Below are 25,216 nucleotides of genomic sequence, written 5' to 3'. Positions count from 1 at the left end.
AAATGTTTTTAGCGCTAAAATCTATCTTATTTTATCCACATCATTTTACCCACATACTCTGCACGAGAATAAGCCGTTGAACAAATCGTAAAATATAACTAACGTGAAATATGGCTAACAATGTCACAACGTTTAATTAACCTTTCATTAAGATTATTCGGGTGTATCTGGTTCACATGGTAGTAGTAAATACGTTATCATATTCTATAATAGTTAATTATGATTATTTGCCAGTTATAATTTAATTTATAAGTTAATTAAATATCTTCAGTGAGTTAATTATCAATTTAAATGTCTGATCAATATAGATAATCAGTGTTTTTAGAAGCAGTTTTATTTAAAGTCGTCATTCTACTAGACGTTATATTTATAAAACAGTTAACTTACTGATCATTTTAAACTGAGCCTATTTATTAATGAGTATGTGTTATTAATGAGTACGTGCGCAAAATGTTTTATTTATATATAGCTTTACTACTTTATACTAATTTTTCAAAAAGTTTTTTAAGGATTAATAATGAAATTTGATACCAAACGTGGCTTTGCTATAGCCACCCTAGCAGCTGCTGTCGGTTTAGCATCATTGCCAGCATCTGCAGCAGAATATAGCGCAGGTAAAGATTTTAAAGTCCTCAATAATCCTGAAAAAATTAGTGGCGATAATATTATTGTTCGAGAGTTTTTTTGGTATGGTTGCCCGCATTGCTACACTTTGAATCCACATATGCAAAAATGGGAAAAAACCAAAGCAGATGATGTGATTTTCTTTGAAACACCCGCTGCGCTGAACCCTAAATGGGAAGCTAATGCTCGAGGTTTTTATGCCGCTCAGCTCATGGGGTATCAAAGCAAGACGCATAACAAGCTATTTGATGCCATTCATAAACAGAATAAAACGTTGTTTGATCAAAACTCGCTGGCAAAATGGTACGCTAGTCAAGGCGTTGATCAGAAAAAATTTAATAGCCTTTATAATTCATTTGCGGTAAGTACCAAGATTGCTCGTTCTAAAGCTGGTGCTAAGCGCTACCAATTAACAGGTGTGCCCGCTGTTGTGGTACAGGGCAAATATGTGGTTCAAGGCGATCCTGCTGAAGTACCAAAGGTAGTTGATTATCTGGTCAATAAAGTACGCATGGACTTAAAAGCAGGTAAGTAGCTGTTTATTATAACCTCTTATTATTATCCTTATTTATAGGTTAGCTTTTACAAGTTAGCTTTTGATAAGTCAGTTTTTATAAATAACCTGCTTTTAGTTTTGCTTTAACTCTGTCTGAAAGTCGTGCGGTATTTTTTATTGTTATATATCATTTATCATTCGATATATGTCATGAAGATGCTGATATTATCGTTAATCGGTCTTTAATAAAAAGGCCTCTGATAAAACGCGGTAAATAAAAAGCCAGCTTAATCATTAAGCTGGCTTTTTTGCGGTTTTACTCTTTAAGTGGTTATGGCTATACTTAGAGAAAGATAGAGAAAGATAGAGAAAGATAGAGAAAGATAGAGAAAGATAGAGAAAGATAGGTAAGGTAAAACATTGACCCTTTACCCAAACAATAATTGAAACAATAGGAGCCGTTATGCCAGCATTACGCCAAGATGTAGATCCAGATGGTTTATTAGAGTACTCAGTGGTTTACACTGATCGAGCTTTAAACCATATGTCGCAGGTGTTCCAGCAAGTGATGAGAGACTTATCAAGCAATTTAAAGGACGTATATGCTGCTGATGCGGTTGCTATCGTACCAGGTTCGGGTACATTTGCGATGGAAGCAGTGGCCCGTCAACTAGCAAATGATAAAGACTGTTTGGTAGTGCGTAATGGTTGGTTTAGCTATCGTTGGACACAAATTTTAGAAAAAGGCAAAATCGCTAAGTCATCCACCGTTTTAAAAGCCACTCAAGTTGATGAAGGTGTTGAAGGCGCACCAAATCCATTCGCTCCCATTGCTATTGATCAGGCTGTTGCTGCGATTAAGGAGCAAAAACCTGCCATCGTCTTTGCGCCGCATGTTGAAACGGCATCAGGCATGATTTTGTCAGAGGATTACATTAAGCAATTAGCAGATGCGGTGCATAGCGTTAATGGCCTGTTAGTAATTGACTGTATCGCATCAGGATGTATCTGGCTAGATATGAGAGCGCTTGGCATCGATGTTATTATTTCTGCACCGCAAAAAGGCTGGAGTAGTACCCCTTGTGCTGGCCTTGTCATGCTTAGTGAAAAAGCAGTGGCTCAGGTGGAGACAACTGAATCAGATAGCTTCAGTATTGATTTAAAACAGTGGCTAAATATCATGCGTGCCTTTGAAAATGGTGGCCATGCTTATCATGCCACGATGCCAACAGACGGGCTACGAATATTTAGAGATGTGATGCTAGAAGCTAAAGACATCGGTTTCGATACCTTAAAAGAAGCTCAGTGGGAGCTTGGCAATCGCATTCGTGATTTGCTTGAAGACCGCGGTATTCAAAGTGTTGCTGCCGAAGGCTATCAAGCACCAGGTGTTGTGGTTTGCTATACCGAAGATGATGGCATGCACAAAGGCAGTGCCTTTGCTGAACTCGGTATGCAGATTGCTGCGGGTGTGCCACTTAAAGTAGGCGAGCCTGAGAACTTTAAGACATTCCGCTTAGGTCTATTTGGTCTTGATAAACTAAAAGATGTAGATGGGGCGGTAAGTCGCTTTAAGGCAGTGCTGGATAAGGTAAAACCGGCTTAACTTTGGTAGATTTCAAGGTGATAACAAAAACCAACTCATTGAGTTGGTTTTTTGTTTGGCTATTTAGGCTATGGCAAACGTTAGTCAATGATAGTCACAATAACTGTAAACACTCGCCTTGTATCGATTTTAAAGTTATTTGATACAGATAATATCTTAGATTACTTCGACTGTAGCCGTCTATGAATGTTAATGCCCCACTTTAGGTTCTTCATGCGCCATAGAGCGTGCCGCATTACGTAGCTCATACTTTTGCACTTTACCAGTACTGGTTTTAGGGATTTCGGCAAATATAATATGCTTAGGTACCTTAAACTTAGCTAAATTTTGATGGCAATGCTCAATCACTTGGTCACGGGTTAAGGTTGAACCTTCGGTAATTTCGATAAAGGCGACGGGCACTTCGCCCCATTTTTCATTAGATGCCGCCACTACGCCGCAGCTACTGACTTCTGGAAGCTTATACAGCACATTTTCAATCTCAATACTTGAGATATTCTCGCCACCAGAGATGATAATATCTTTTAATCTGTCCATAATTTTGATATAGCCATCTGGGTATTTTACCCCTAAATCACCAGTGCGGAACCAGCCTCCTTCAAAGGCCTTTGCAGTTGCTTTCGCACTTTTTAAGTAGCCTTTCATGACCATATTACCTTTTAACGCCAGCTCGCCCATTTCTTCTCCATTAGGGGAGACAGGCTCTGTGGTACCCTGTTTAAATACGTCAAAACCGGTCATAAGATGGGAGGCAACACCTTGGCAAGATTTTTTTGCCGCACGTTCCGAAACGGTTAATGCCTCCCAAGATTGATGTTCGGCACAAATAGTAACGGGACCATATACTTCGGTTAAGCCATAGACATGAGTAATATTGAAACCCATTGCTTCCATCTTCTCTAACATAGCCTCTGACGGTGGTGCCCCTGCGACAAAGCCTTTTACTTCATGGTCAATCGCCTGTTTAAGCGACTCGCTACCAGCGGCAATCATATTATGTACAATGGGTGCAGCGCTATAATGTGTGATCTTGTATTTGGCGATTAGCTTTAAGATAAGCTCTGCATCAATTTGACGTAGACAAACATTAACACCTGCCCGTTCGCCAATGGTCCAAGGGAAGCACCAGCCGTTACAATGGAACATAGGCAGTGTCCATAAATAAACGGCATGCTTTGGCATATCCCAATCTAGAACATTAGATACTGCATTCAAAGCCGCACCTCGGTGATGATATACAACGCCTTTTGGCACTCCTGTTGTGCCAGAGGTATAATTGAGTGAGATGGCATCCCACTCATCACTGGGATAAATCATCTGATCAAAGGCTTCTATTGCCTTTTCATCTGCAAACTCGCCTGATGCAACTAGCTCCTCATAAGTCATTGTGCCAAACGGCTCTACATTTGGTAGCGCTGCATCTGTGGCATGGATAATAATAATATTGGGGAAGGTTTCTTCGATAAGCTCAATGAAATGAGCAAATTCGCTATCTATAATAAGCACTTTTGATTCTGAATGTTGTAAGCAAAAGGTCAGGGCGTTGATATCGAGGCGAGTATTGAGTGTGCATAAAACGCCTTGTGACATGGGCACACCATAGGCGACTTCTACCATAGCAGGCGTGTTTGGCATCATAACCGCCACGGTATCGTCTTTGCTAACGCCCAGATTTTTTAAAGCATGAGCAAGCTGGCGACAACGCCTTTGTGTTTCTGACCAAGTATAAACAATAGGGTCATCTACTAGATTGTCATAAATAATAGAGGGGCTGTCAGGGTAGACAGCGGCGGTACGCGAAAGAAATTGCAAAGGCGTTAAAGGTTGGTGGTTGGCTGGTGTTTTTGTCAGCCCAGTACTGTAGTCGGTCATATTCTGATAATCCTTTATCTGTGAGGTTTAAGGGTATGTGTTAGGAGGTATATACTTTATTTCTTTAAATAGTGATGATTACGCATTCAAATTCGTGTGTTTAGTGGATAAATTTATGGGGTTGCCTGTGAATATTTATAAATATTATAGTAGGCGGTAGATTTATAGTGTAGTGGCTCAATGATAAAAAATAAAACTTTAGACGGATACGACATACTTATCATGACCTATATAAATAAGCATGTGCTAGCATAGTCATGACATTTAATATATCAGTGCGTGCGTATTAACTCAAAAAATTTTGTACAACCACGGGTTGTTTAACTTAGATTTTGTTGAATGTTTTCTTTATTAATTAAAAAGTTACGTTAGTATGTAATGCACTCAATCTCCCCCGTACTTATAAAAGCATAAGGATATACTATGGCAGCCAACGCTACCTTGAATGACTCTATTCAATCTAATACCATACCGTACCCCCACATATTTGAGCCTCTTGATTTAGGCTATACCACACTTAAAAACCGTATAGTTATGGGTTCAATGCACACAGGGCTTGAGGATCGATTTTATAACTATGGCAAATTAGCGGCCTACTTTGCCGAGCGAGCCAAGGGTGGGGTAGCGATGATGATAACGGGTGGCATTTCTCCCAACCGAGAGGGATGGCTATTGCCTGCAGGTGGCACCATGAATAATAAAGCTGATGTCATTAATCATCAACGAGTGACTCGTGCCGTGCATCGTTACGACAGTAAAATCATTATGCAAATCTTGCACAGCGGTCGTTATGGTTATCATCCTTTTGTGGTATCAGCAAGCCCCATTAAATCGCCAATTTCTCCTTTTAAACCGCGTCAGATGAGTATTAAGAATATTCAGAATACTGTTGATGACTATGCTCGTGCTGCTAAATTAGCCAAAGAAGCGGGCTATGATGGTGTGGAGATTATGGGTTCAGAGGGTTATCTGCTCAATCAATTTCTATCGAGTCATGTCAATCAGCGTACTGATGAGTATGGAGGAGATATTCATGGCCGCATGAAGTTTGCTGTTGAGGTGGTACGTGCAGTGCGTCAAGCCGTTGATAATGATTTTATCATCATTTTCCGATTGTCTATGATTGATTTGGTGCCAGATGGCAATGTGATGGATGAAGTAATTACCGTGGCAAAGGCATTAGAAGCAGCAGGCGTAACCATATTTAATACTGGTATTGGCTGGCATGAAGCACGTGTGCCTACTATTGTTACCAGTGTACCTCGAGCCACCTTTGTGGATTATACCGCTGAGCTTAAAAAACATGTCACTATCCCAGTGATGGCGGCAAATCGTATTAATATGCCAGATACCGCTGAGCAAATACTGACAAAGGGTCAAGCAGATCTCATTCAAATGGCACGCCCATTCTTGGCAGATCCTGACTGGGTTAACAAAGCTCAAAAGGGCCAAGCGGATCTTATCAATACCTGCATTGCTTGTAATCAGGCGTGTCTTGATCATACTTTTGAAAATAAACGCTCGACGTGTTTAGTTAATCCACGTGCTTGTTATGAGACTGAGCTTAAATATGAGCCCGCAAAATCGCCGAAAAAGATAGCCGTCGTTGGTGGTGGAGTTGCAGGAATGTCAGCCGCAACCATTGCCGCCAAACGGGGCCATAAGGTCACTTTATATGAAGCTAAAGATATTTTAGGCGGACAGTTTAATTACGCTAAAGTGATTCCGGGTAAAGAAGAGTTCTTTGAAACCATTCGCTATTATATAAATGAGTTAGACCATCAAGGTGTTACCGTTCAGCTTAACACCAAAGTAACGCATGAAATGATAGAGAAGGAAGATTATGATCATGTCATTATTGCAACTGGCGTAGTTCCACGTAGTTTGGTTGGGAAGCTAGACGGGGCAGACCATCCTAAAGTGATTAGTTATGCGCAGCTTCTAGCCGGTGAGAAAGCCGTTGGCGATACCGTTGCCGTGATTGGTGCTGGCGGTATTGGTTTTGATGTTAGTGAGTATTTGACGGCTCGTCATGGTCAGCCACTTCATGAGCTTGGTCCTGAGACGTTAAAAGACCCAAGCTATCGCCCAGAGCCACAATCAGTAGAAGATTGGAAAGAGGAATGGGGGGTCAACGATGACGCAAACTATCAAACTGAGGGCGGGCTTAAAAATCCCGAGACTATCGCGCCAATGCGTCAAGTATATCTCATGCAAAGGAGTAAAGGTCGCCTAGGCAAGAGTCTTAACAAAACCACAGGCTGGGTACATCGCGCTCATATTAAAGCGCATGGTGTTAAACAATTGGCTGGCGTTCAGTACGAAAAAGTGACTAATGAAGGTATCTGGATTACGACTGCTCAGGGGCATAGTCAGCTTCTGCGGGTAGATAATATCATTGTTTGTGCTGGGCAAGAGTCGGTTAATGATTTGATGCCTGCTACAACAAATGCGCATAATATATCTATGAAAAAAAGTAAGGCGCAATATCATATTATTGGTGGTGCAAAGCTTGCTGCCGAATTAGATGCCAAACGTGCCATCCGTGATGGGGCAGAGCTTGCTGCTAGACTTTGAAGTTGGAGAAAAGAGTTAAAGAGTTCACACGCTCTAACCTTTAAATAGTGATAAATCGTTTAGCGGATTGGGTAAATAGCTAATTGCTCAAATAGCTAATAATTCACTTTATAAGGGAAGTTTTTATATTTATATCCCTGAGGGTTAACTCTTCAAAAATTTATATAGCGTATAGGATACAACGTTAATTTAAGTTTAGATTTATAAGCGTGAAACCCATATATGATATGGTTTAGTAGGTGTTTATTATAGGTATTTTTAAGCAAAATATACAAGGCAATTATAACGATGCATAATCAGTCACTAAGTATAATATTGTCGCATGATGGCGTATGATAACGTTATAACGAATAACAGTAAGGACAGATGATGGGCTACGAAAAATTATTTGACCCTGTGAAAATGGGCACGCAAACGCTTAAAAATAGAGTGCTTATGGCACCGCTTACTCGTTTAAGAGCAATTGAACCAGGTGATATTCCAACGCCACTTGCTCAGACTTATTATAGTCAGCGAGCAGGTTCAGGATTAATCATTAGTGAAGCGACTCAAGTCTCTTTTCAATCCAAAGGCTATTCTGGAGCACCGGGCATACACACTGATGCACAAATAGAGGCGTGGAGAAAAATCGTCGACGCGGTTCATGCCAAAGGCGGCAAAATTGTGGTTCAGCTATGGCACACAGGTTTGGTTTCTCATAAGAGCGTTCAGCCAGACGGTAAACCGCCGATATCTGCATCTGATATTGATGTTGGAGTGCGTACCTCGTTGCGAGATAGTCATGGAAATTCCATTCGAGCTGAAGCTACGCCGCCACGCCCAGCAACTTTGGATGAGATTCATCAAGTCATTAGCGACTTTGGTCATGCCACTCGCTGTGCTAAACAAGCAGGGTTTGATGGGGTAGAGATACACGGTGCACATGGTTATTTACTGCATCAATTTTGGGCAGAGCAAACCAACCAGCGTGATGATGAGTATGGTGGTATTAAAGAGAATCGAGCCCGCTTAATGTTGGAAGTAATCGATGCGTGTGTTGAGGCTTGGGATGCTGATCATATTGGTATCCGAATTTCGCCTCTGGGTTCTTTTAACAACATTGATGTGGGTTATAATGAAGAAGACAGCATTTGGTTAATTGAGCAGATTAATAAACGCGGGATTATGTATCTACATTTGTCTGAACCGGATTGGGCAGGGGGGATACCATATACAGATGAGTTTCGCAAAGCAGTTCGTGACAGCTTTGATAACATGATAATCGCTGCGGGTGGGTATACGCCAGAAAAAGCAGTGATGCTTATTGAAGCTGGTTTAATTGATGCGGTTGCGTTTGGGCGAGATTATATTGCTAATCCCGACCTGGCTGAACGTATAAAGACGGGTGCTGAATTAAATGAGCAGGATCCTAAAACTTTTTATGGCGGTGCTGAAGAGGGATATACTGATTATCCCTTTATGGATGAAAAGTAGTGATTGATAAGTAGTGATTGATAAGTAATTATGGATGGCAAAGTAGTATTCTTATCAATGATCATTGTCGCAGGTTGTTTTTACATTTTATTCATAAGATAACACCTCACTCTTTTAAATCGTCTCTCTTATTTTAGTGTGATAACTTTTATAATATAGTTTTATTTTAAGATGGTTTTTATCTAACAGGATTTTGTTCTAAAGAGAGGGGGACAAACGGAAAAGATATAACCCTAAAAAGTCATGCAAAATTTGCATGACTTTTTCATTGGCAGAAGCGCTAGCTATGTTTGTTACAACAGTAAATTTACGTTTCACTCGTCAAAAAAACGCATTAAGCCATTTAATAATAAATCATCACGAATACGTACAGGATGCTTAAGGTGTTGAGCAAGAATAGGCGCATCACCGCCAGTAATTGTTAATTCATAATTAATATGACTATTTGATACCTCATTAACGGCGCCAACAATTGACAGTAATATACCTCGATGAACAGCGTCGGAGGTATTTATGCCTGGGTCAATACTGTCAAATATCCCATTCGCAATGGTTATTTGTTTGGTGCCTGAAAATAAGGCCTCTCTCTGTAAATAGATACTGGGGAAAATATAACCACCGATGTGATGGGCATGATCGACTAGATCTATGGTTAATGCAGTACCACAGCCGATGATGCACTGACATTTTTTGCGGTCTACAGCGCCAAGGATTTGGAGCCAGCGGTCAACACCCAACAGTGTGGGGTCGTAATCACTCATTAAGAGTGGATGTTTTGCGTCAACATGGACAAACTCAAAGGGAATGTCTAGCACGGCCAAGGATTTAGCAACCTGAGTGTTGATTTGTTGACCGAGTACTGAAGAGATGCCAATAAAATCCGGTGCAAAATTGGCAAAGCGGTCTGTTAAGCCAATAAGTAGTTCAGCGGGGGCTTGCAGATGCTGTCTTGCTTTGCTAGTAATCACTTGACCAATATCATCAGTCAGCCAGTATTTCAGTCTTGTGTTGCCTAGATCTAGCCACAGCTTCGCCATAAATCATCCTTAAAATGCTAGCGTGAAAATCAGTAAAACTGATGATATTTTTTTACTCTATATAAATTTAACGTAACCGTATGAGAGCGTGTTCTCATTTAGATTATTGACACAAAGAAGGTTAGTTTATTGTATAGCCTGTCTCAATAAAATTGACTACAGTGTTGACCTCCCTGAATGTATCAGCTGTATTACAAGGGGCTGATCGCCTGATAGCGAAATTATTTGAGTTCAACTATAAATGAGGTACGCTCTAAATCAGGCCGTTATTATTTCATCATATGGTAATTCTTTCAAATAGGTCGTTAAAAAAAGTATTGTAAAAAGCTGCTATAAAAAAAGGCGCTATACAGCGCCTTTTTTTATTAATTATACGATTTTAGCGTCAACGACAAATAAAATGTTGACGGGTGTTGCCTAGTATAAAGGTTATGCCTGTTACAACGTTATCTATCTTCTAGAGCCCGTGCGGTTAACTTGCGCAATTCTTCTGGAGACGACCATAGACCTTCAAGATCATAAAAACCTCGGGCTTGCGATGTCATAATATGAACGACGACACCTCCTAAATCAACCAATGTCCAATCACTGTCTTTTTCGCCTTCACGGCCAAGTGGCATAAAACCATTTTTCTTGGATATCTCGCCAACTTTGTCCGCTAAAGCACTAACATGACGTTTTGATGTACCTTCGGCAATAACCATGTATTCCATAACATCAGTTAGTTCCCGCACATTGAGTACGGTAATATTTTGAGCTTTCACCTCATCCAATGCACTTTGGACCATAGTTAGGCATTCTTGTAGCTTTTCATCGCTCATTGGTGCATTTTGTTTCATTGTAACTGTCATATTTTTCCTATCGGTTTTGCTGTATGTACTTGATAACGATCGTTTTAAAATATCCAAACAGCAGGTTTAAACGTGATCTAAGAGTATTAAAGAGCCAGTTCTTAAAAATGAATAGTATCTGAACTATCAATTCATTCAGAACGATATAAGTTATTTTGCATAATATACGAATAAACTTCAGCTGGCAAAGTAGATTTTGCGGTTTTAAAATCATTATAAGCAATTGCTGCTCTTATCAGGCTACTTGAAATCGGTGCTACGCTATGGGAATCAATATATATGCGTCCATGAGTGCTGGTTTTCAAGCTATTATGATCGGTCGTAACTTGAAGTTGCAGGTGTATAGGTAAAGATTCCACAATATCGCTGTTTGACTGTGGGTTATCTCGGGGTATAACCCAGAGATGGGCATACTGGGTTAGTTGTGCTCCTTTTTTCCACCTATCTAAACTGGCAATACTGTCTGCGCCAAGTACAAAAATGATACTGGCATGAGGGTATTCTTTTCTAAGCTTAGTTAAGGTGTCTATGGTATAAGTTGGCGGGGTTTGCCAAATTTCATGCTCACTAACATGGTACTGAGTTTCCAGCGTTGCTACAGATGAAGTAGCTTCTGGTTTAGCCTGTGCTTGTAAAGCGTCGCAAACTAAGCGAAGCATATTCAGGCGATGTTGGGGATCTGTACTTGCTGTTTTCAAAGGCGAGCGGGAGGTAGGTAAAAAACTGGCTTGGATACTTTGCCATTCATCAGGGAGCTGAATGTTTGATGTGGCAGATAAAGTCCTATAGACATGAGTCAACATTGCCACATGACTATTATGAACGGGATCAAAAGAGCCGCCTAGATAGATATGGATAGGTAAGTTTTTTAGCATAGGTGTTTTAGCATGAGTTTTTTAGCATAGGTGTTTTTGCATGAGTTTTTAGTCAAATTAATTTGAAGCGGTTAAAGTGTGCACTTTGCTTGCAGTACAGAGTTAAATAAACAGCTATCCTCTAAGCTTGATTGCCTTGTCAGCATTTTAGACTACTTTAACCATTTGCGGTTATTTAATATGACAGTGGTCAATATGAGTTGCGTATATTATTACTCAATTTAATAGGGCATAAAAGTTGGCAAACTTAAGTCTAAGTAGTAATAATTTTATAAGGATTACCAGAATGGTATAAGGATTACCAGAATGGTATAAGGGTTACTAGAATTTTTACGGATTACCAGACGACGTCATGCATAATCTAAAGGCCGGCTTGGAATACCCGCCGGCCTTGTTAATAATTTCAAAAAAAGTCAGACTTAAACCTTTCGAATATTTACCAAACCAATTAACCGACGAGCTTAATGGAGTAAATGATCAGTTAAAATACTCAATTGTACTGATCGCTTTAAACCTCATCACTACTGGCTTGGATAGCAGTTAAGGCAATGGTATAAACGATATCATCGACTAATGCACCACGAGACAGATCATTAACGGGTTTGTTTAAGCCTTGCAGCATTGGACCAACACTCACAACATTTGCACTACGTTGCACGGCTTTGTAAGTGGTGTTACCTGTATTTAAATCTGGGAAGATAAATACATTAGCCTGACCTGCTACCGGAGAATCTGGTGCTTTAGATTTACCAACGCTGCTAACAAAAGCTGCATCGTATTGAAGCGGACCGTCAATGACTAAGTCTGGGGCACGTTCTTTAACGATACGAGTGGCTTCAATGACTTTTTCTACATCTGCACCGGTTCCAGATGACCCTGTTGAATAACTAATCATCGCCACTTTTGGCTCGATACCAAACGCTTTCGCAGAAGCAGCAGATTGAATGGCAATCTCCGCAAGCTCTTGAGCGTTAGGATCTGGATTGATGGCACAATCGCCGTACACAACCACTTGCTCAGGCAATAGCATAAAAAAGATTGAAGACACTAAAGAGTATTCTGGCGCTGTTTTAATAAGCTGGAATGCGGGGCGCACTGTATTGGCAGTCGTATGAATGGCACCAGATACTAAGCCGTCAACTTCATCTAAATGAAGCATAGTGGTGCCAAGTACCACAGTATCTTTTAGTTGTTCAGCTGCTTGCTCAGGTGTTGCTTTACCTTTACGTCGCTCAACAAACGCAGCGATATATTTGTTGATATCGATTGTATCGGGATCAATAATTTCTATATCGTTAGGTAGCGTCACGCCACGCTCATTTGCCACCTTTTCAACATCCTTACGGCGAGCGATAAGCACACAGTTTGCAATACCACGACTTTGACAAATGGCCGCCGCTTCAACCGTCCGTGGTTCAGAACCTTCAGGCAAAACAATTCGCATTTTTGCCTTTTGCGATTTACTGACAATTTGATGACGGAAAGCAGAAGGAGACATACGTACTTTGTAGTCTCGTTTAAAATAATCGTTAATCCAGTCGATATCTAAATGGGCGGCCACAAATTCGGTAACTTTTTTAGCGCGTTCTACATCATCTTGTGGAATTTCATTGGTAATATTCGATAGGTTGTGAACGGTCTCTAAACTGTTTGTTTTAACACTCATAACAGGTAGGCCGGCGCTGAGTGCTGGCTTACAAAGGTCTAATACTGTTTTGTTAGGGATAATATCGCCTGTCAATACGATACCTGCCATGAGAATGTTGTTCACTTCAGCCATTGCCGTTGCTAATAGTAGATCTTCACGGTCGCCAGGCGTAACGATCAGTGTGCCGGGTTTAAATACTTCCCCTATACGTGAAATAGTTCGTGCCGTTAGGCTGGTATTTAATACCCGACGGGATTTGGCGTTACCTTCATTTAACCAAGTAGCCCCTAAGTTTTGGGCAATATCCCAAGTGCGAGGCACTGATAAAATATCGCTAAAAGGTACCACGCCAATTAAATGAAACTTCTCGGTGGCGAACGCAGGAGCATGGGCTTTCATTGCCGCCACAAACGTATCTTCTAAATCTAGCTTAGCGCTACCCGGCAGCGGGGCAGAGCCTGAGTCTGTAGCGCTTAAGTTTGTTGAAGCACCTTTTGTCGAAGCATCGTCTGTCGAAGCATGGCCTGAAGAGACGGCACTTGGAGATACAGGTACATTTTTGGCGCGCATTAAAATGCAGCCTATAGTACGAAGACCAGCGATACCCCCATATTCTCTAGCATGAACATCCAACTTATCAGCAAGAAGCTCAGGCTTATTAAGATCCGCTTTACTGACTAAGATAACTTTAGCATCTAGCGCATTTGATAGAGCATGGTTAACATCGGTTGCGTAGTTTACCTCTTCAGTCGGTTGTAGGCCTTCACAAATAGCGACATCATAGTCTTTAGCCAGCTGCTGCTGTTTGACAACCACTTCTTCCATTATATCGTCTAAGGTACCGTTACTTAAGGTACGCTCTACACGATTACGAGGGATTGATGAGGGAGGGTTTAAACCGAAAGTGCGTCTTGCGAGCTCACTTGAGCTATCGAGAGTATGCTGAGTATCGAATGAGTCATCTTGGGAGAAGGGCTTCATAAAGCCAGCTTTTATTCCTGCATGTTGTAGCGTTCTAATTAGGCCTAATGCAGAAGAAGTCAGGCCAATGCCTCGGCCGGTGGGCACAAGTAATATTGTTTGCATAAACGAATCCTTATTTGTTTTAAACGTGGCTATTATTTTTATTGTTGAAAGAGGGGCTAGAAAGCTTTGCCTCATGTTCCCGAGCTATATTTTTACCTAGCTATATTTTTGTTAAGCCATACATAGTCATGAGTGATAGCGATAAGTGTTGACCTTCATGCTAAGTCTAACAATAGAAAATACTTACAGTCTTTTGTAAAGCCCAATTGACAACGTCGCTAGTTATAAGATGTTTCAAACCCGATTAAAAATAATTATAAGCCACTATTAATACACAAATATGATTATGTGCTAATCAGGTTATCATCCATTATTTATGTTATAAAAGCCCCAGAACTTCGCGGGTTTCTTGCGCAATTTGGTACTCTTCATCCGTCGGAATGACCCAAAGCTCGTAACGGCTTGATTCAGAATGGAAACTCCCTTCTTTACCACCAAATAATGCTTTATTTTTGTCCGCATCTACTGCTAAGCCAAAATGACGCATAACGTCAACAATGCGAGCTCGAATGCCAGCAGCATTTTCGCCAATTCCACCCGTAAAGGCGATGCCAGTAATTTCAGGTAAAGCGCATGAGATAGAGGCTAAGTATTTTCCGACTCGGTAGCAGAACATCTCATAGGCAAGTGCGGCATCTTTTTGACCAGGATGAGAGTCATCATTGGCAATCTCTTCAATGGTACGCATATCATTTGACACACCGGAAACACCCAAAAGTCCACTTTCTTTATTGAGTAGCGTATCAATCTCTTCAATGTTTAAGTTTAATTTGCGTTTCAGGTATAAATGTAGGCCAGGATCGACATCGCCACTGCGTGTACCCATCATTAAACCTTCTAGAGGCGTTAAGCCCATACTGGTGTCTAGGCTTTTCCCGTCATAAACAGCAGACGCTGAGCTACCATTACCCAAGTGAGCTACTAACCAGCCATGAGGGCCTTCAGTTTCGGTAATTTGGCTAGCACGATTTGATACATAAGCGTGTGACGTGCCATGAAAGCCATATCGACGGATATAATGACTTTCGTATAAATCTTTTGGAATGGCATAACGAAATGCTTTAGGTGGCATCGTTTGGTGAAAAGCGGTATCAAAAACCACCACTTGAGGAAGGTCGGGGTAAATGGCTTGAACAGCTTCAATACCAGCTGCGTTGGCTGGATTGTGTAATGGTGCTAACTCTTTAAGACGTTTAATTTCACTTAATACGTGTGGCGTTATTGCCTGAGCATTACTAAATTCGCGTCCACCATGAACGCCGCGATGACCAACCGCAATAGGTTGTTGATTGCCCAGTACCTCCATGATTTTTACAAGGGCGGCTTTGTGGTTGGCACCTGGAATACGAATTTCAGTTTTCGTACCATCTAATTCTTTATGAACAATACGAGCATGGTCAAGTCCCAAGTTTTCCGCAAGGCCGGTAATGCGGTGTTGATTATCCTGACTAATTAAGGCGTATTTGATAGATGATGACCCACAGTTGACAACTAGGGTAGGTTTAGTAATGGAGGTATGGCTCATAAAGTGTCCTTGCAAGAATATTTGACATAAAAAACAGGGTGTTGACTGCTAAAATAGCTATTGGTTAAGATTCAGGCCCAGCAAGATAAAAAGGGCTACTGGTTACGGTGCATAATAGGTTTATTTTTAAGCGGAGTAACTATTTATTTTATTATTTACTCTATGTTCTTATCTAATTTACTTTTATGTGAGTGGAATAAACTCCATGATACAACTCATGGTTTATATAAAATTTGGAACATTCTCGGCATTTGAGCATTAACGAATGAATAAAATAAAAGAGGGTGGCTTTAAAGTGTTGATCAAGGTGTCTATTAAATCCATATAATTATTATTTATATGTTCAAATTGTCAGCTTGTAATAATGGGTTACTATGGTATCAAAACTGAGTCGTTAAAATTAGGCATAAAAAACATCAGCATCATAAAGACGCTAATATACAAGGTGTTTGGCATTAACAAACAGAATAAGTGTCTCTATATTAACTATCTGTATATAAAGATATTATGCCTATAAAGGCTAACTAAGCAGTTGGTTAATCAAAGGAAGGCGTATTTATTATTCAGCAAATATGACTCATATATTTACTTGAGTTATCATGCCTAGCGATATAATACTATATAAATAAGTATAACTATATTTATCTCGTTGAGATTACCTATTTTAAGGACGTCTGTAAAGGAGTAATAAAGATCAATGATAAAAATATAAGGGTTTTAAGATGTTTTCTATAAGTTGTCAATAGAGATAATAGTTTTAGGCAAGCATCGAAATTTTTGCTACCATGAAAAGCTTTATATTTAAGTTTGTTATGCTTTTTAGTTTATTATAAGTGGCTAAATGTGGGCTTTGGCTGTAACAAACAATACAAAAATTTGGTTGATAATATGACTTTACAATCTGTCAAAAATACTAACAAACCTTTTGCTATAGGTGCTTATAGCGTTATCGCAATCTTGATATCGTTAACGGGATGTGGCCAAAAGGGCGACTTATATATGCCAGAGGAAGCCAATAGTAATACTAACTTTATTCTTTATAAGAACAATAAAGATAAAACTGATATCAAAAGTTTGAATTCAGATGAGTCTGAGGGAAGTGTGGATATAGATAGTATTACTAATGACCCAAACGATTATTAATAACTTATAATAATTTGGGCATATCAAATATTCGCAAATTAGCACTATTAATTACTAATCCTTTATCTAAACTGCATTGCAGACTAAGCGCAAACCCAAGATAATGTGAGGACGTGAGTCTATATAAAAGGATACGATTGGCTTTTGTTGTCGCCCTAGCTTACCATGCTCGTTTGTTGGCTTATGTGGTCGTCTATAATTTAGATTTTTACCGTATTGCCCCCTCTTATAATGATTTTGATTGACTCTCAAACTGATAACATATATTCAAAATGGATACCCTCGGAAATGATAAAAAACGACCCCTGTCAAGACACCCATGCATACCCTGCTACTGAGAAAAACGATATGGGCCTACGTATTCATCCAGAAGCTTTTGTGGATAAAATACCTGCACTGGATTATAAGCAAAACGTGCTGCATATTGAGGGGATAAGTGTTGACGCTCTAGTAGAAAAATATGAAACCCCATTATACGTTTATTCAAAAACTGCCATACTGGATGCCTACACAGCTTATACTACCAGCTTTGCAGCTATTGACCATCAGGTCTGTTATGCAGTAAAAGCCAATTCAAATTTAGCGGTTTTAGGGATTTTGGCGAGAGCAGGCTCAGGTTTTGATTTAGTATCCGGTGGAGAGTTGGCGCGCGTACTGGCTGTTGGCGCTGACCCCAGTAAAATTGTTTTTTCTGGGGTGGGGAAAAGCCATGCTGATATTAAAGCAGCATTAGCAGCAGGCATTGGCTGTTTTAACGTTGAATCTTTAAGTGAGCTTGATACGATTAATACAATTGCAGGTAATCTTGGCGTAGTTGCCCCCATCTCCTTGCGAGTAAATCCTGATGTAGATGCAAAAACGCATCCTTATATCTCCACTGGACTTAAAGATAATAAGTTTGGAATTAGCCATGACGTTGCCATCGAAGCCTATCAATATGCTGATAAACTTGAGCATCTAAATGTTGTGGGAATTGACTGCCATATCGGTTCGCAGCTCACTGAGATTACCCCCTTTGTAGCAGCACTTGATAAATTATGTGAGCTTATTGATTCATTAAAACAAGTAGGTATTGAGCTTACTCACATTGACCTTGGCGGAGGGCTAGGGGTTACTTATCTTGATGAGGTGGTGGCTGAGGTCAATACTTTTGCTGAGGCATTACTCCCAAAATTACAGGAATTAGGGTTAAAAGTATTTTTTGAGCCAGGTCGCAGTATTGTTGCCAATGCCGGTGTGCTACTTACATCGGTTGACGTATTAAAACCCACAGCACATAAGAATTTTGCTATTGTTGACGCAGCAATGAATGATTTAATTCGACCTTCACTATATCAAGCTGAGATGGCCATCATACCCGCAAAACTCAATAATCTTAACGATGAAAGAAGTTGGGATATTGTCGGTGCGGTATGTGAAACAGGCGATTTTTTAGCTAAGAACCGTATGTTAGCTTTAACGGTAAATGATGTTTTAGCAGTAACAGGGGCTGGAGCGTATGGCTTTGTGATGAGCAGTAATTATAACTCTCGCCCTCGCTGTGCTGAAGTTATGGTAGAGGGCAATCAGCACCAGTTGGTGCGTAAGCGTGAGACAATTGAGCAGTTATTTGTAGGCGAGAGCCAGTGGCAATTCGATTAGTGCTTATTTGTTATTAGATTATAATTAAGGCGTTCCTAAGATATTGAATAAAAGGTAACAGATTACCTAGGCCCTGTATCATAATTGATACGGGGTTTTTTAGTGGATAGACCTTTATAGTCGGCGAACTTATAAAGAGTCACGGTGTTAACCTCGTTAAGCCTACTTCAGTAGTACTTGCACTCGGTTGCCTTGTGACTACTTTAAAGTTCTTTGACTATAGTGGATAGACCTTAACCATTGCGATTTAGTCAGATTTAATTGAATGTAGCTACACACAGGTTCACTTAATTAAGCTAAACCAATTCCAACAGTTCAATATTATCAATGTCATAATCTGCATGTTAAGATAGAATAAATATCAAAGTTAAGGACAAACTATGCTTATTGAATTTACTAAAATGCACGGTCTGGGCAACGATTTTATGGTCATTGACCTTGTAACGCAGCGTTTAGATTTGACCCCACAAATGATACAGCTTTTAGGCGATCGCCATCGCGGCATCGGCTTTGATCAGTTGTTAGTGGTTGAGCCACCCATGCGTCCAGATGTTGATTTTCGTTATCGTATATATAACGCAGACGGTACTGAGGTAGGACAGTGCGGCAATGGTGCTCGCTGTTTTGCGCGATTTGTACAAGCCCGTAAACTTTCGTTTAAACAGCGCATTCGTGTAGAGACTAAGTCAGGAATTTTAACGTTAAGTACCGACAGTTATGGATGGGTACAAGTTGATATGGGTAAGCCAAGGTTTGAGCCATCAGAGATACCTTTTAAACCAAAAGCCATTACAAAGATTCAAAATGCATATCATCTGAATGTTGAGGGTACGCCTGTACAGTTGTATGTGGCAAGTATGGGAAACCCACATGCTGTTATTAAAGTCGATGATATTTTAGAGGCGGATGTGGAAAAATTAGGTAAAGCCATTGAATCGCACCCAGCATTTCCTGAAAAGGTTAATGTGGGTTTTATGCAGATTATGAATCAGCGTCATATTCGTCTGCGTGTGTATGAGCGAGGGGTTGGCGAGACCCAAGCGTGTGGTACAGGTGCTTGTGCAGCTGTTGCTATAGGTATTCGTGAAGGTTGGTTAGATGAAGCTGAAGACGTTCGCGCCCAGTTATATGGTGGCAGTTTGCTTATCAGTTGGTCACCTGGTTATTCAGTAATGATGACGGGACCGACAGCCTTTGTGTATGAGGGTGTATTTAGTCCCGATGGACTGATGGCACAGGCTGGTGTCAAGATAGATGATTAAGGTAGAAGAGGCCAGCGACAGTAGCAATAGCAAGACACTCATAATATCGATAGTGTGGATATCAATAGTGAGGATATCGATATTATGAGTGATATGTCGCCACATATGGTAGCACTGTTAGAGCCAGTGGAACGATGGTTAAACGAGCTGTCTGTACGCAGTTTATCTCCGCATACCATTGATGCCTATTATGCTGCTTTATACCAATTGGCATGTTATGTTGAGCAAGCAGGGCTGACGTGGACACGCTGTGATAAACGACAATTAGCGAAGCATATTGGCAATCGGTTGGAGAGAGATGCATTAGCCATATCCAGCTTACAGCAAGAGCTGTCTGCCATTCGTCATTTTTATAGTTGGATGATTGAGCAAGGGCTGGCACGTATCAATCCAACGACGGGTTATAAGCTTAAACGCTCGCCTAGACCTCTACCGTCTATCGCTGATGGCGACCTTATCACTCAGCTATTAGAGCAACCAATGCCCGATACGCCTGAGCAAGCGAGGTTGTGGATACGTGATAAAGCCATGTTTGAACTTCTATACAGTAGTGGCCTACGTGTTGGCGAGTTGGTAAGTTTAGATGTTTCTGATTTGAGAGTAGATGCAAGCGGCGAACGAGGGCAGATAAGGGTAACCGGAAAAGGAAATAAAACTCGTTTAGTGCCTGTGGGTCAAAAGGCACTACAGGCAATTACCACTTATTTGCCACATCGGTATTTGTGGGAAGAGCAAGGTGATACCGCTTTATTTATTAGTGAAAAGTTAGGAACACGGCTTACCACTCGTGCTGTACAGCAGCGTTTAAAAGTAGTCGCAACGAGAGCAGGCATTGCGCAAAATATGTATCCACATTTATTGCGCCATTGTTTTGCATCGCATATGCTTTCTGGCAGTGGCGATTTGCGAGCGGTACAAGAGATGTTAGGACACAGCAATATTAGTACCACGCAAATATATACCCATGTTGACTTCGCTAAGCTAACTCAGGTATATGATAAAGCGCATCCTAGAGCCGTACACAATAAGGTCATTTATGGTAGTAAGCAATAATTTAAATGAGCCTAGCTTATCTTGCCTACCATAAGCGGTAACCATTTAACACAAACGATGACAATGATGAATTGGCATATTTTGCCGCCAGATTTGCTGTGCCTGCTTGTCAAAGGGTGTGGTAATTAAAGCATATTCTGTCGATAGTTTGGTTTGATCAATCTTAGCAATCAGCTCGCCATTTGCGTTGGCAATAGCACTATGACCCCAAGTATCTCGGCTCGAGTTATTACCATAATGAGTACCCCCTTGAGCAGAACCGACTAACATACACTGCGCATCTAAAGCTCGAGCCTTAAGTAGTAGCTCCCAATGTGCCTTACCCGTCTGATAGGTAAATGCAGAGGGCGCAGTCAAAATATCTGCTCCTGCTTGATGTAACCGCTGTGCTAATGCTGGAAAGCGTAGATCAAAACAGACCATCATCCCTACAGATAGTTGTCGTGTATTTATAGTGGTGTTTGTACTGCCAAGTAAATTGGCCATATCGCATGTGGCAACGACCGTTGTATTACCGGCTTCAAATGTGCGACCTTCGTCATAGCTACCCGTACTGTCAGCTACCTCGGCTTTGAACAAATGTATTTTATCATAACGGGCGATGCGTTTGCCGTCAGGTGCAAACATCTGGCTTACTTGTCTTAGTTTATCATTTGGTACAAGCGTGCCATCAGGACGGTAGGGACATGGTAGCGTACCGGCCAAAATGAACATTTGATGCTTAGCAGCCAGATTGGCATACCATGTTGATATTTCATCAAATCTTTCGCCAAGTTCTTTTTGTCCGCCCATCTTACAAGCATTTTCAGGCAAAACTAGTAAGTGTACACTTTCAAGCTCAGCTTTTTTGGTTGCATTGCTTATAATAGATAGATTATCATCAATCACTTTTTGGCTATTAAGCTGAACACATCCGATTATGGGTTGATTCATAGAAAATTATCACTCTTTATAAGTAAGCTAGCTAAATGAAAATTAATAGACCGTTTTTTGTTAATCTTATCTTTTAACTGGGTGTCAGTAATAGACTTGGGTTGTGGTATGCAATTCGACGGAGCAATAGCACTGCTGCATAACTGCGATACTATTATTAGCCTAGTTAGGCTAGCATAGAATTAGGTGATATTGTCTTTGAAATTATTTGAACTCTGAAAACGGTAACCAATTGACAGCCATTTTCGAAATAAATTAACAAATTGTATTCAATTAGTCTATGTCATTTTTAACACTGGTTCCTTAAAATCAACAAAATTTTGGTAACCGTTTACGCCTTTAAAGCTTATGTTTTATCGGTTTTTTTGTTCATTGTAAGTTAGCAGATTATGCTTTTTGATGCTCTATCTGTAGCATGTCATATTACTATACTAGCGTGCTATATTTAATTTACAACAGCTATAAACGATACTTATGCAATAAACAAAAGCAACAAAAAACGATACCTAGGCATGACACGATATATGCAGGGCAATTTTACAAATAGAGTTTTATCACTAACTTGTGGCTTATAAAAGCTTTTACTTTAACATATCAAGTAATCCTTTCGTCTATATTAAAAACAACTCTAAATAACAAGTAAACCTATCATGAGTATTTCATTTGGTTTGGGTAGCAATTTAACCACGTCGCTATCAACCTCTCAAAAGCTGACCCCCCAGATGCAACAAGCTATCAAGCTGTTGCAGATGTCAAGTGTTGAGCTGGAACAAGAAGTGCAAATGAAGCTGGATAGTAATCCACTACTTGAGCGTGTGGAAGAGGAGACTATAAATGCCGATGACTTTGATAGCATTGAAGAGTTAACGCGTTTGGAGTCAGATTCAGATTTTGTACATGATGATAGTTACAATGATAAATACGATAATGATAAGTACGAACATGCTTATGATGAACCATTTGAGACTAACGCTGACATAGATATCTATGCGTCATCCACTGCTTTATCTCGTGATGATGCTCAGGGTCATAATACAGAGCTTAATGGCTCAGAGAATAGTGAGCCCCTAAATAGTGATTTAACAGATTTAAGCGCGGATTATAATTTTGATACAGACCCCCTAATGGAGTTGTCGGATCTAAAGTCATCAAGCGATAAAGTCCAATCTAATCAAGATAGTGATTCTTTAGAAAGTAATTATCTAGAAAGTGACTTTCAATATAATGACAAGCAATATAATGACAAGCAAGAGAGTAACCAGCAAGATGTCAAAGACACTAGCGAAAATATGGCAGAAAACACGCTTGGTGAGTATGAAATTGATACAAACTGGGACGAAGTGTACACGCATGCGCCAACCGGCCTAGCCAGTCGAGACTTTGATGACATAGATGATTACCAAGGTGCTACCTCTGCTAATCTTCAAGATCACATCCGTTGGCAACTAAACTTTAAGCATTTGTCAAATATCGATATTTTAATTGCTAACTACTTAATTGATGCAATGGATGAGTCTGGTTTTATTCGGATTGAAATTGATGAGCTTAAACAAAACTTTGATACCATGTCTAGCTTTTATCAATGGGATGAGACGATAGACTATGAACAAATAGAGATGATGTTCCATGTCATTCAATCTTGTGAGCCGCTAGGGGTTGGTGCTCGAAATCTAGCCGAATGCTTACAGATTCAATTGAGAAAGCTTCCTGAAAAAACACCCTATCGAAATCTAGCCATTAATCTATTAGATAAGTATGAGTATCTAGTCAGTAATAACATTAAGGCCTTAATTAAAGAGACCGGTGTCAAAAGAAATGAAATAAGTGACTGCTTAGCTTTGATACGCAAACTGAACCCTTCGCCAGGTACCGCGTTTTTAAATACCCAATCAAGTTATGGCACAATTCTTGCCGGCTATGACGTTCCTGATGTGTTGGTTAGTATGGTTCAACAAGATGATAATAGTGCTCCTATTTGGCAGGTTAAGCTAAACCCTGATACCTTACCTAAGCTCAAAATAAATAAAGAGTATGCTAATTTGGTAAAGCGGGGTGATGACAGTCCAGACAATGTTTATTTACGTGATAATCTGACTGATGCACGATTATTTCTTCGTAGTATTGAAGAGCGAAACCAAAACTTACTGAAAGTAGCCACTCGGATTGTTGAACGTCAGCAAGATTTTTTGCTCCAAGGTCCTACCGCCATGAAGCCTCTGATTTTAAAAGACATAGCTGAGGCGGTCGACCTCCATGAGTCTACTGTTTCACGGTTAACAACCAGTAAAAGTATATTAACGCCAAAAGGTTTATTTCCGTTAAAATACTTTTTCTCATCGCACGTATCCAGTAGTGAGGGTGATGTATCCTCTACTGCAATTTGTGCCATGATCCAACACTTAATCGATAGCGAAGATCCAAAGAAACCTCTTTCAGACAGGGCGATTCAAGAGCATCTCGAAAACGAAGGTATAGACATTGCTCGGCGCACGGTATCTAAGTATCGCGAGGCTATGAATATTGGTTCATCAACCCAGCGTAAGATAAAATTCTAAATCCATTTTATCAATTGCCTTCTCGTTACTCAAAACCCTCTATATTAACCTATTATACGCATTAATTAGTTAAGTTAATCGCTTTGATCGATTCGAATACCTTGCCCATATCTTGAAAGTGCCAAGCGGCGGGTGCAAGCTATTGTCGTCTCCTATTATGTGGACAATAATAAACCTATATACGGTTGCCAAGCCGTAGCATAAAGACAAAATTTTTCGATTATATCGACTTATAGAAATATTAACAGTTATATTTACAAATATTTACACTAAATACGCTTGTTTGTTTTGTAAATTCATGACAAATTAAAGATGCTTACCTGATATAAATATTGTTCTATAAATATAATATAAATAGGTAAGCTGGCTTAATAAGGATATTAAGTTGAGTGATTTCTAACGTACCGTCATGTATTAGAAGCAATAAAGAAATTAATATGACGGTATATTAATGAACACCTCCAAAATTACATTGATTTTGAGTCTTTATATTTATTTGGTTTTGTTCATTAAACTGTCTGTTAATAAGTTGCTTGAGGTATTTATAACCTCTACAAACAACATAAGGATTTAAGCGTATGAATATTTCAGTTAGTGGTCATCATATTAGTGTAACTGAGGCCTTAAAAGAGGCGGTAATGGATAAATTATCTAAAGTTGAACGCCACTTTGACCAAATTCAGACCATTAAGGTTATTTTATCTATAGAAAATAGTAATAGTGATTTAAATAACCACAAAGCAGAGGCAATAATGCGCGTCTCAGGTCAAGAAATGTTTGTGCAAGCGCAGGAAGATGATATGTACAAGGCCATCAATGTTATGGCTGACAAATTAGATCGTCAAGTAAGAAAGTATAAGACTAGAATGGAGAGGGGCAACCGCTCATCTAAAAGAGAATTAGCGTATGGGCAATCTTCTACCGACTCTGACACAGGTTCTGATTCTGAAGTTGCCTGA

General features: G+C 40.0%; 17 protein-coding genes. 10 read left to right on the top strand and 7 right to left on the bottom strand.

What is annotated here, in order from left to right:
- Nucleotides 1-517: 517 nt before the first annotated feature.
- The gene (locus tag AC2SLN_RS09415; RefSeq protein ID WP_486548119.1) at nucleotides 518-1,159 is read left to right on the top strand and encodes a thiol:disulfide interchange protein DsbA/DsbL; all 642 of its coding nucleotides are present in this window, start codon (nucleotides 518-520) and stop codon (nucleotides 1,157-1,159) included.
- A gap of 424 nt (nucleotides 1,160-1,583) precedes the next feature.
- Complete coding sequence (locus tag AC2SLN_RS09410; RefSeq protein ID WP_486548120.1) at nucleotides 1,584-2,726, top strand: aminotransferase class V-fold PLP-dependent enzyme; 1,143 nt, start codon at nucleotides 1,584-1,586, stop codon at nucleotides 2,724-2,726.
- A 189-nt stretch (nucleotides 2,727-2,915) separates the two neighbouring features.
- Here AC2SLN_RS09410 and AC2SLN_RS09405 read toward each other — a convergent pair whose 3' ends face one another.
- Nucleotides 2,916-4,598, bottom strand: a complete 1,683-nt coding sequence (locus AC2SLN_RS09405; RefSeq protein WP_486548121.1) for an AMP-binding protein — start codon at nucleotides 4,596-4,598, stop codon at nucleotides 2,916-2,918.
- A gap of 423 nt (nucleotides 4,599-5,021) precedes the next feature.
- Here AC2SLN_RS09405 and AC2SLN_RS09400 point away from each other — a divergent pair, with 423 nt between their 5' ends.
- A complete protein-coding gene (locus tag AC2SLN_RS09400) occupies nucleotides 5,022-7,175 on the top strand; it encodes a 2,4-dienoyl-CoA reductase FMN-binding domain-containing protein (RefSeq protein WP_486548122.1) in 2,154 nt (717 codons plus the stop codon).
- A gap of 369 nt (nucleotides 7,176-7,544) precedes the next feature.
- Nucleotides 7,545-8,648 (top strand): alkene reductase, encoded by a 1,104-nt coding sequence (locus tag AC2SLN_RS09395; RefSeq protein WP_486548123.1) that lies wholly within the window; start codon nucleotides 7,545-7,547, stop codon nucleotides 8,646-8,648.
- Between the two features lie 314 nt (nucleotides 8,649-8,962).
- On the opposite strand, the gene AC2SLN_RS09390 is transcribed toward AC2SLN_RS09395, so the two are convergent.
- The 5 genes from AC2SLN_RS09390 to AC2SLN_RS09370 all read right to left on the bottom strand — a co-directional run bounded on the left by AC2SLN_RS09390 (nucleotide 8,963) and on the right by AC2SLN_RS09370 (nucleotide 15,670).
- Entirely contained in the window at nucleotides 8,963-9,685 is a 723-nt protein-coding gene (locus AC2SLN_RS09390; protein WP_486548124.1) for a pantothenate kinase, read from the bottom strand.
- Between the two features lie 446 nt (nucleotides 9,686-10,131).
- Nucleotides 10,132-10,506: a ribosome silencing factor gene (gene rsfS / locus AC2SLN_RS09385; protein ID WP_486531777.1), complete on the bottom strand. Its 375-nt coding sequence runs from the start codon at nucleotides 10,504-10,506 to the stop codon at nucleotides 10,132-10,134.
- 161 nt (nucleotides 10,507-10,667) lie between these two features.
- Nucleotides 10,668-11,411 (bottom strand): nicotinate-nicotinamide nucleotide adenylyltransferase, encoded by a 744-nt coding sequence (locus tag AC2SLN_RS09380; protein WP_486548125.1) that lies wholly within the window; start codon nucleotides 11,409-11,411, stop codon nucleotides 10,668-10,670.
- Between the two features lie 508 nt (nucleotides 11,412-11,919).
- Nucleotides 11,920-14,145, bottom strand: a complete 2,226-nt coding sequence (gene pta / locus AC2SLN_RS09375) for a phosphate acetyltransferase (RefSeq protein ID WP_486548126.1) — start codon at nucleotides 14,143-14,145, stop codon at nucleotides 11,920-11,922.
- A 319-nt stretch (nucleotides 14,146-14,464) separates the two neighbouring features.
- Nucleotides 14,465-15,670 (bottom strand): acetate/propionate family kinase, encoded by a 1,206-nt coding sequence (locus AC2SLN_RS09370; RefSeq protein WP_486548127.1) that lies wholly within the window; start codon nucleotides 15,668-15,670, stop codon nucleotides 14,465-14,467.
- Nucleotides 15,671-16,558: 888 nt separating this feature from the next.
- On the opposite strand from AC2SLN_RS09370, the gene lptM reads away from it, so the two are divergent.
- The 4 genes from lptM to AC2SLN_RS09350 all read left to right on the top strand — a co-directional run bounded on the left by lptM (nucleotide 16,559) and on the right by AC2SLN_RS09350 (nucleotide 20,769).
- Nucleotides 16,559-16,813 (top strand): LPS translocon maturation chaperone LptM, encoded by a 255-nt coding sequence (gene lptM / locus AC2SLN_RS09365; protein WP_486548128.1) that lies wholly within the window; start codon nucleotides 16,559-16,561, stop codon nucleotides 16,811-16,813.
- A 288-nt stretch (nucleotides 16,814-17,101) separates the two neighbouring features.
- Nucleotides 17,102-18,454, top strand: a complete 1,353-nt coding sequence (gene lysA / locus AC2SLN_RS09360; RefSeq protein ID WP_486548129.1) for a diaminopimelate decarboxylase — start codon at nucleotides 17,102-17,104, stop codon at nucleotides 18,452-18,454.
- 380 nt (nucleotides 18,455-18,834) lie between these two features.
- Nucleotides 18,835-19,716, top strand: a complete 882-nt coding sequence (gene dapF / locus AC2SLN_RS09355) for a diaminopimelate epimerase (RefSeq protein WP_486531744.1) — start codon at nucleotides 18,835-18,837, stop codon at nucleotides 19,714-19,716.
- An 84-nt stretch (nucleotides 19,717-19,800) separates the two neighbouring features.
- On the top strand, nucleotides 19,801-20,769 hold the full coding sequence (locus AC2SLN_RS09350) for a tyrosine recombinase XerC (RefSeq protein WP_486548130.1): 969 nt from the start codon (nucleotides 19,801-19,803) through the stop codon (nucleotides 20,767-20,769).
- Nucleotides 20,770-20,814: 45 nt separating this feature from the next.
- Here AC2SLN_RS09350 and AC2SLN_RS09345 read toward each other — a convergent pair whose 3' ends face one another.
- Nucleotides 20,815-21,702, bottom strand: a complete 888-nt coding sequence (locus tag AC2SLN_RS09345; RefSeq protein WP_486548131.1) for a nitrilase-related carbon-nitrogen hydrolase — start codon at nucleotides 21,700-21,702, stop codon at nucleotides 20,815-20,817.
- A 650-nt stretch (nucleotides 21,703-22,352) separates the two neighbouring features.
- On the opposite strand from AC2SLN_RS09345, the gene rpoN reads away from it, so the two are divergent.
- Together rpoN and hpf are read left to right on the top strand one after the other, a co-directional pair.
- Nucleotides 22,353-24,257: an RNA polymerase factor sigma-54 gene (rpoN, locus tag AC2SLN_RS09340; protein ID WP_486548132.1), complete on the top strand. Its 1,905-nt coding sequence runs from the start codon at nucleotides 22,353-22,355 to the stop codon at nucleotides 24,255-24,257.
- A gap of 578 nt (nucleotides 24,258-24,835) precedes the next feature.
- Complete coding sequence (gene hpf, locus AC2SLN_RS09335; protein WP_486548133.1) at nucleotides 24,836-25,216, top strand: ribosome hibernation-promoting factor, HPF/YfiA family; 381 nt, start codon at nucleotides 24,836-24,838, stop codon at nucleotides 25,214-25,216.

Source organism: Psychrobacter sp. CX90 (assembly GCF_057396305.2).
Note: the sequence above shows the minus strand (reverse complement) of the source record. Positions and strands in the feature narration are given on the sequence as shown.

Coding starts and splice junctions, on each gene's coding strand:
- AC2SLN_RS09415 (WP_486548119.1), top strand. CDS start 518: ATGAAATTTGATACCAAACGTGGCTTTGCTATAGCCACCCTAGCAGCT.
- AC2SLN_RS09410 (WP_486548120.1), top strand. CDS start 1,584: ATGCCAGCATTACGCCAAGATGTAGATCCAGATGGTTTATTAGAGTAC.
- AC2SLN_RS09405 (WP_486548121.1), bottom strand. CDS start 4,598: ATGACCGACTACAGTACTGGGCTGACAAAAACACCAGCCAACCACCAA.
- AC2SLN_RS09400 (WP_486548122.1), top strand. CDS start 5,022: ATGGCAGCCAACGCTACCTTGAATGACTCTATTCAATCTAATACCATA.
- AC2SLN_RS09395 (WP_486548123.1), top strand. CDS start 7,545: ATGGGCTACGAAAAATTATTTGACCCTGTGAAAATGGGCACGCAAACG.
- AC2SLN_RS09390 (WP_486548124.1), bottom strand. CDS start 9,685: ATGGCGAAGCTGTGGCTAGATCTAGGCAACACAAGACTGAAATACTGG.
- rsfS (WP_486531777.1), bottom strand. CDS start 10,506: ATGAGCGATGAAAAGCTACAAGAATGCCTAACTATGGTCCAAAGTGCA.
- AC2SLN_RS09380 (WP_486548125.1), bottom strand. CDS start 11,411: ATGCTAAAAAACTTACCTATCCATATCTATCTAGGCGGCTCTTTTGAT.
- pta (WP_486548126.1), bottom strand. CDS start 14,145: ATGCAAACAATATTACTTGTGCCCACCGGCCGAGGCATTGGCCTGACT.
- AC2SLN_RS09370 (WP_486548127.1), bottom strand. CDS start 15,670: ATGAGCCATACCTCCATTACTAAACCTACCCTAGTTGTCAACTGTGGG.
- lptM (WP_486548128.1), top strand. CDS start 16,559: ATGACTTTACAATCTGTCAAAAATACTAACAAACCTTTTGCTATAGGT.
- lysA (WP_486548129.1), top strand. CDS start 17,102: ATGATAAAAAACGACCCCTGTCAAGACACCCATGCATACCCTGCTACT.
- dapF (WP_486531744.1), top strand. CDS start 18,835: ATGCTTATTGAATTTACTAAAATGCACGGTCTGGGCAACGATTTTATG.
- AC2SLN_RS09350 (WP_486548130.1), top strand. CDS start 19,801: ATGAGTGATATGTCGCCACATATGGTAGCACTGTTAGAGCCAGTGGAA.
- AC2SLN_RS09345 (WP_486548131.1), bottom strand. CDS start 21,702: ATGAATCAACCCATAATCGGATGTGTTCAGCTTAATAGCCAAAAAGTG.
- rpoN (WP_486548132.1), top strand. CDS start 22,353: ATGAGTATTTCATTTGGTTTGGGTAGCAATTTAACCACGTCGCTATCA.
- hpf (WP_486548133.1), top strand. CDS start 24,836: ATGAATATTTCAGTTAGTGGTCATCATATTAGTGTAACTGAGGCCTTA.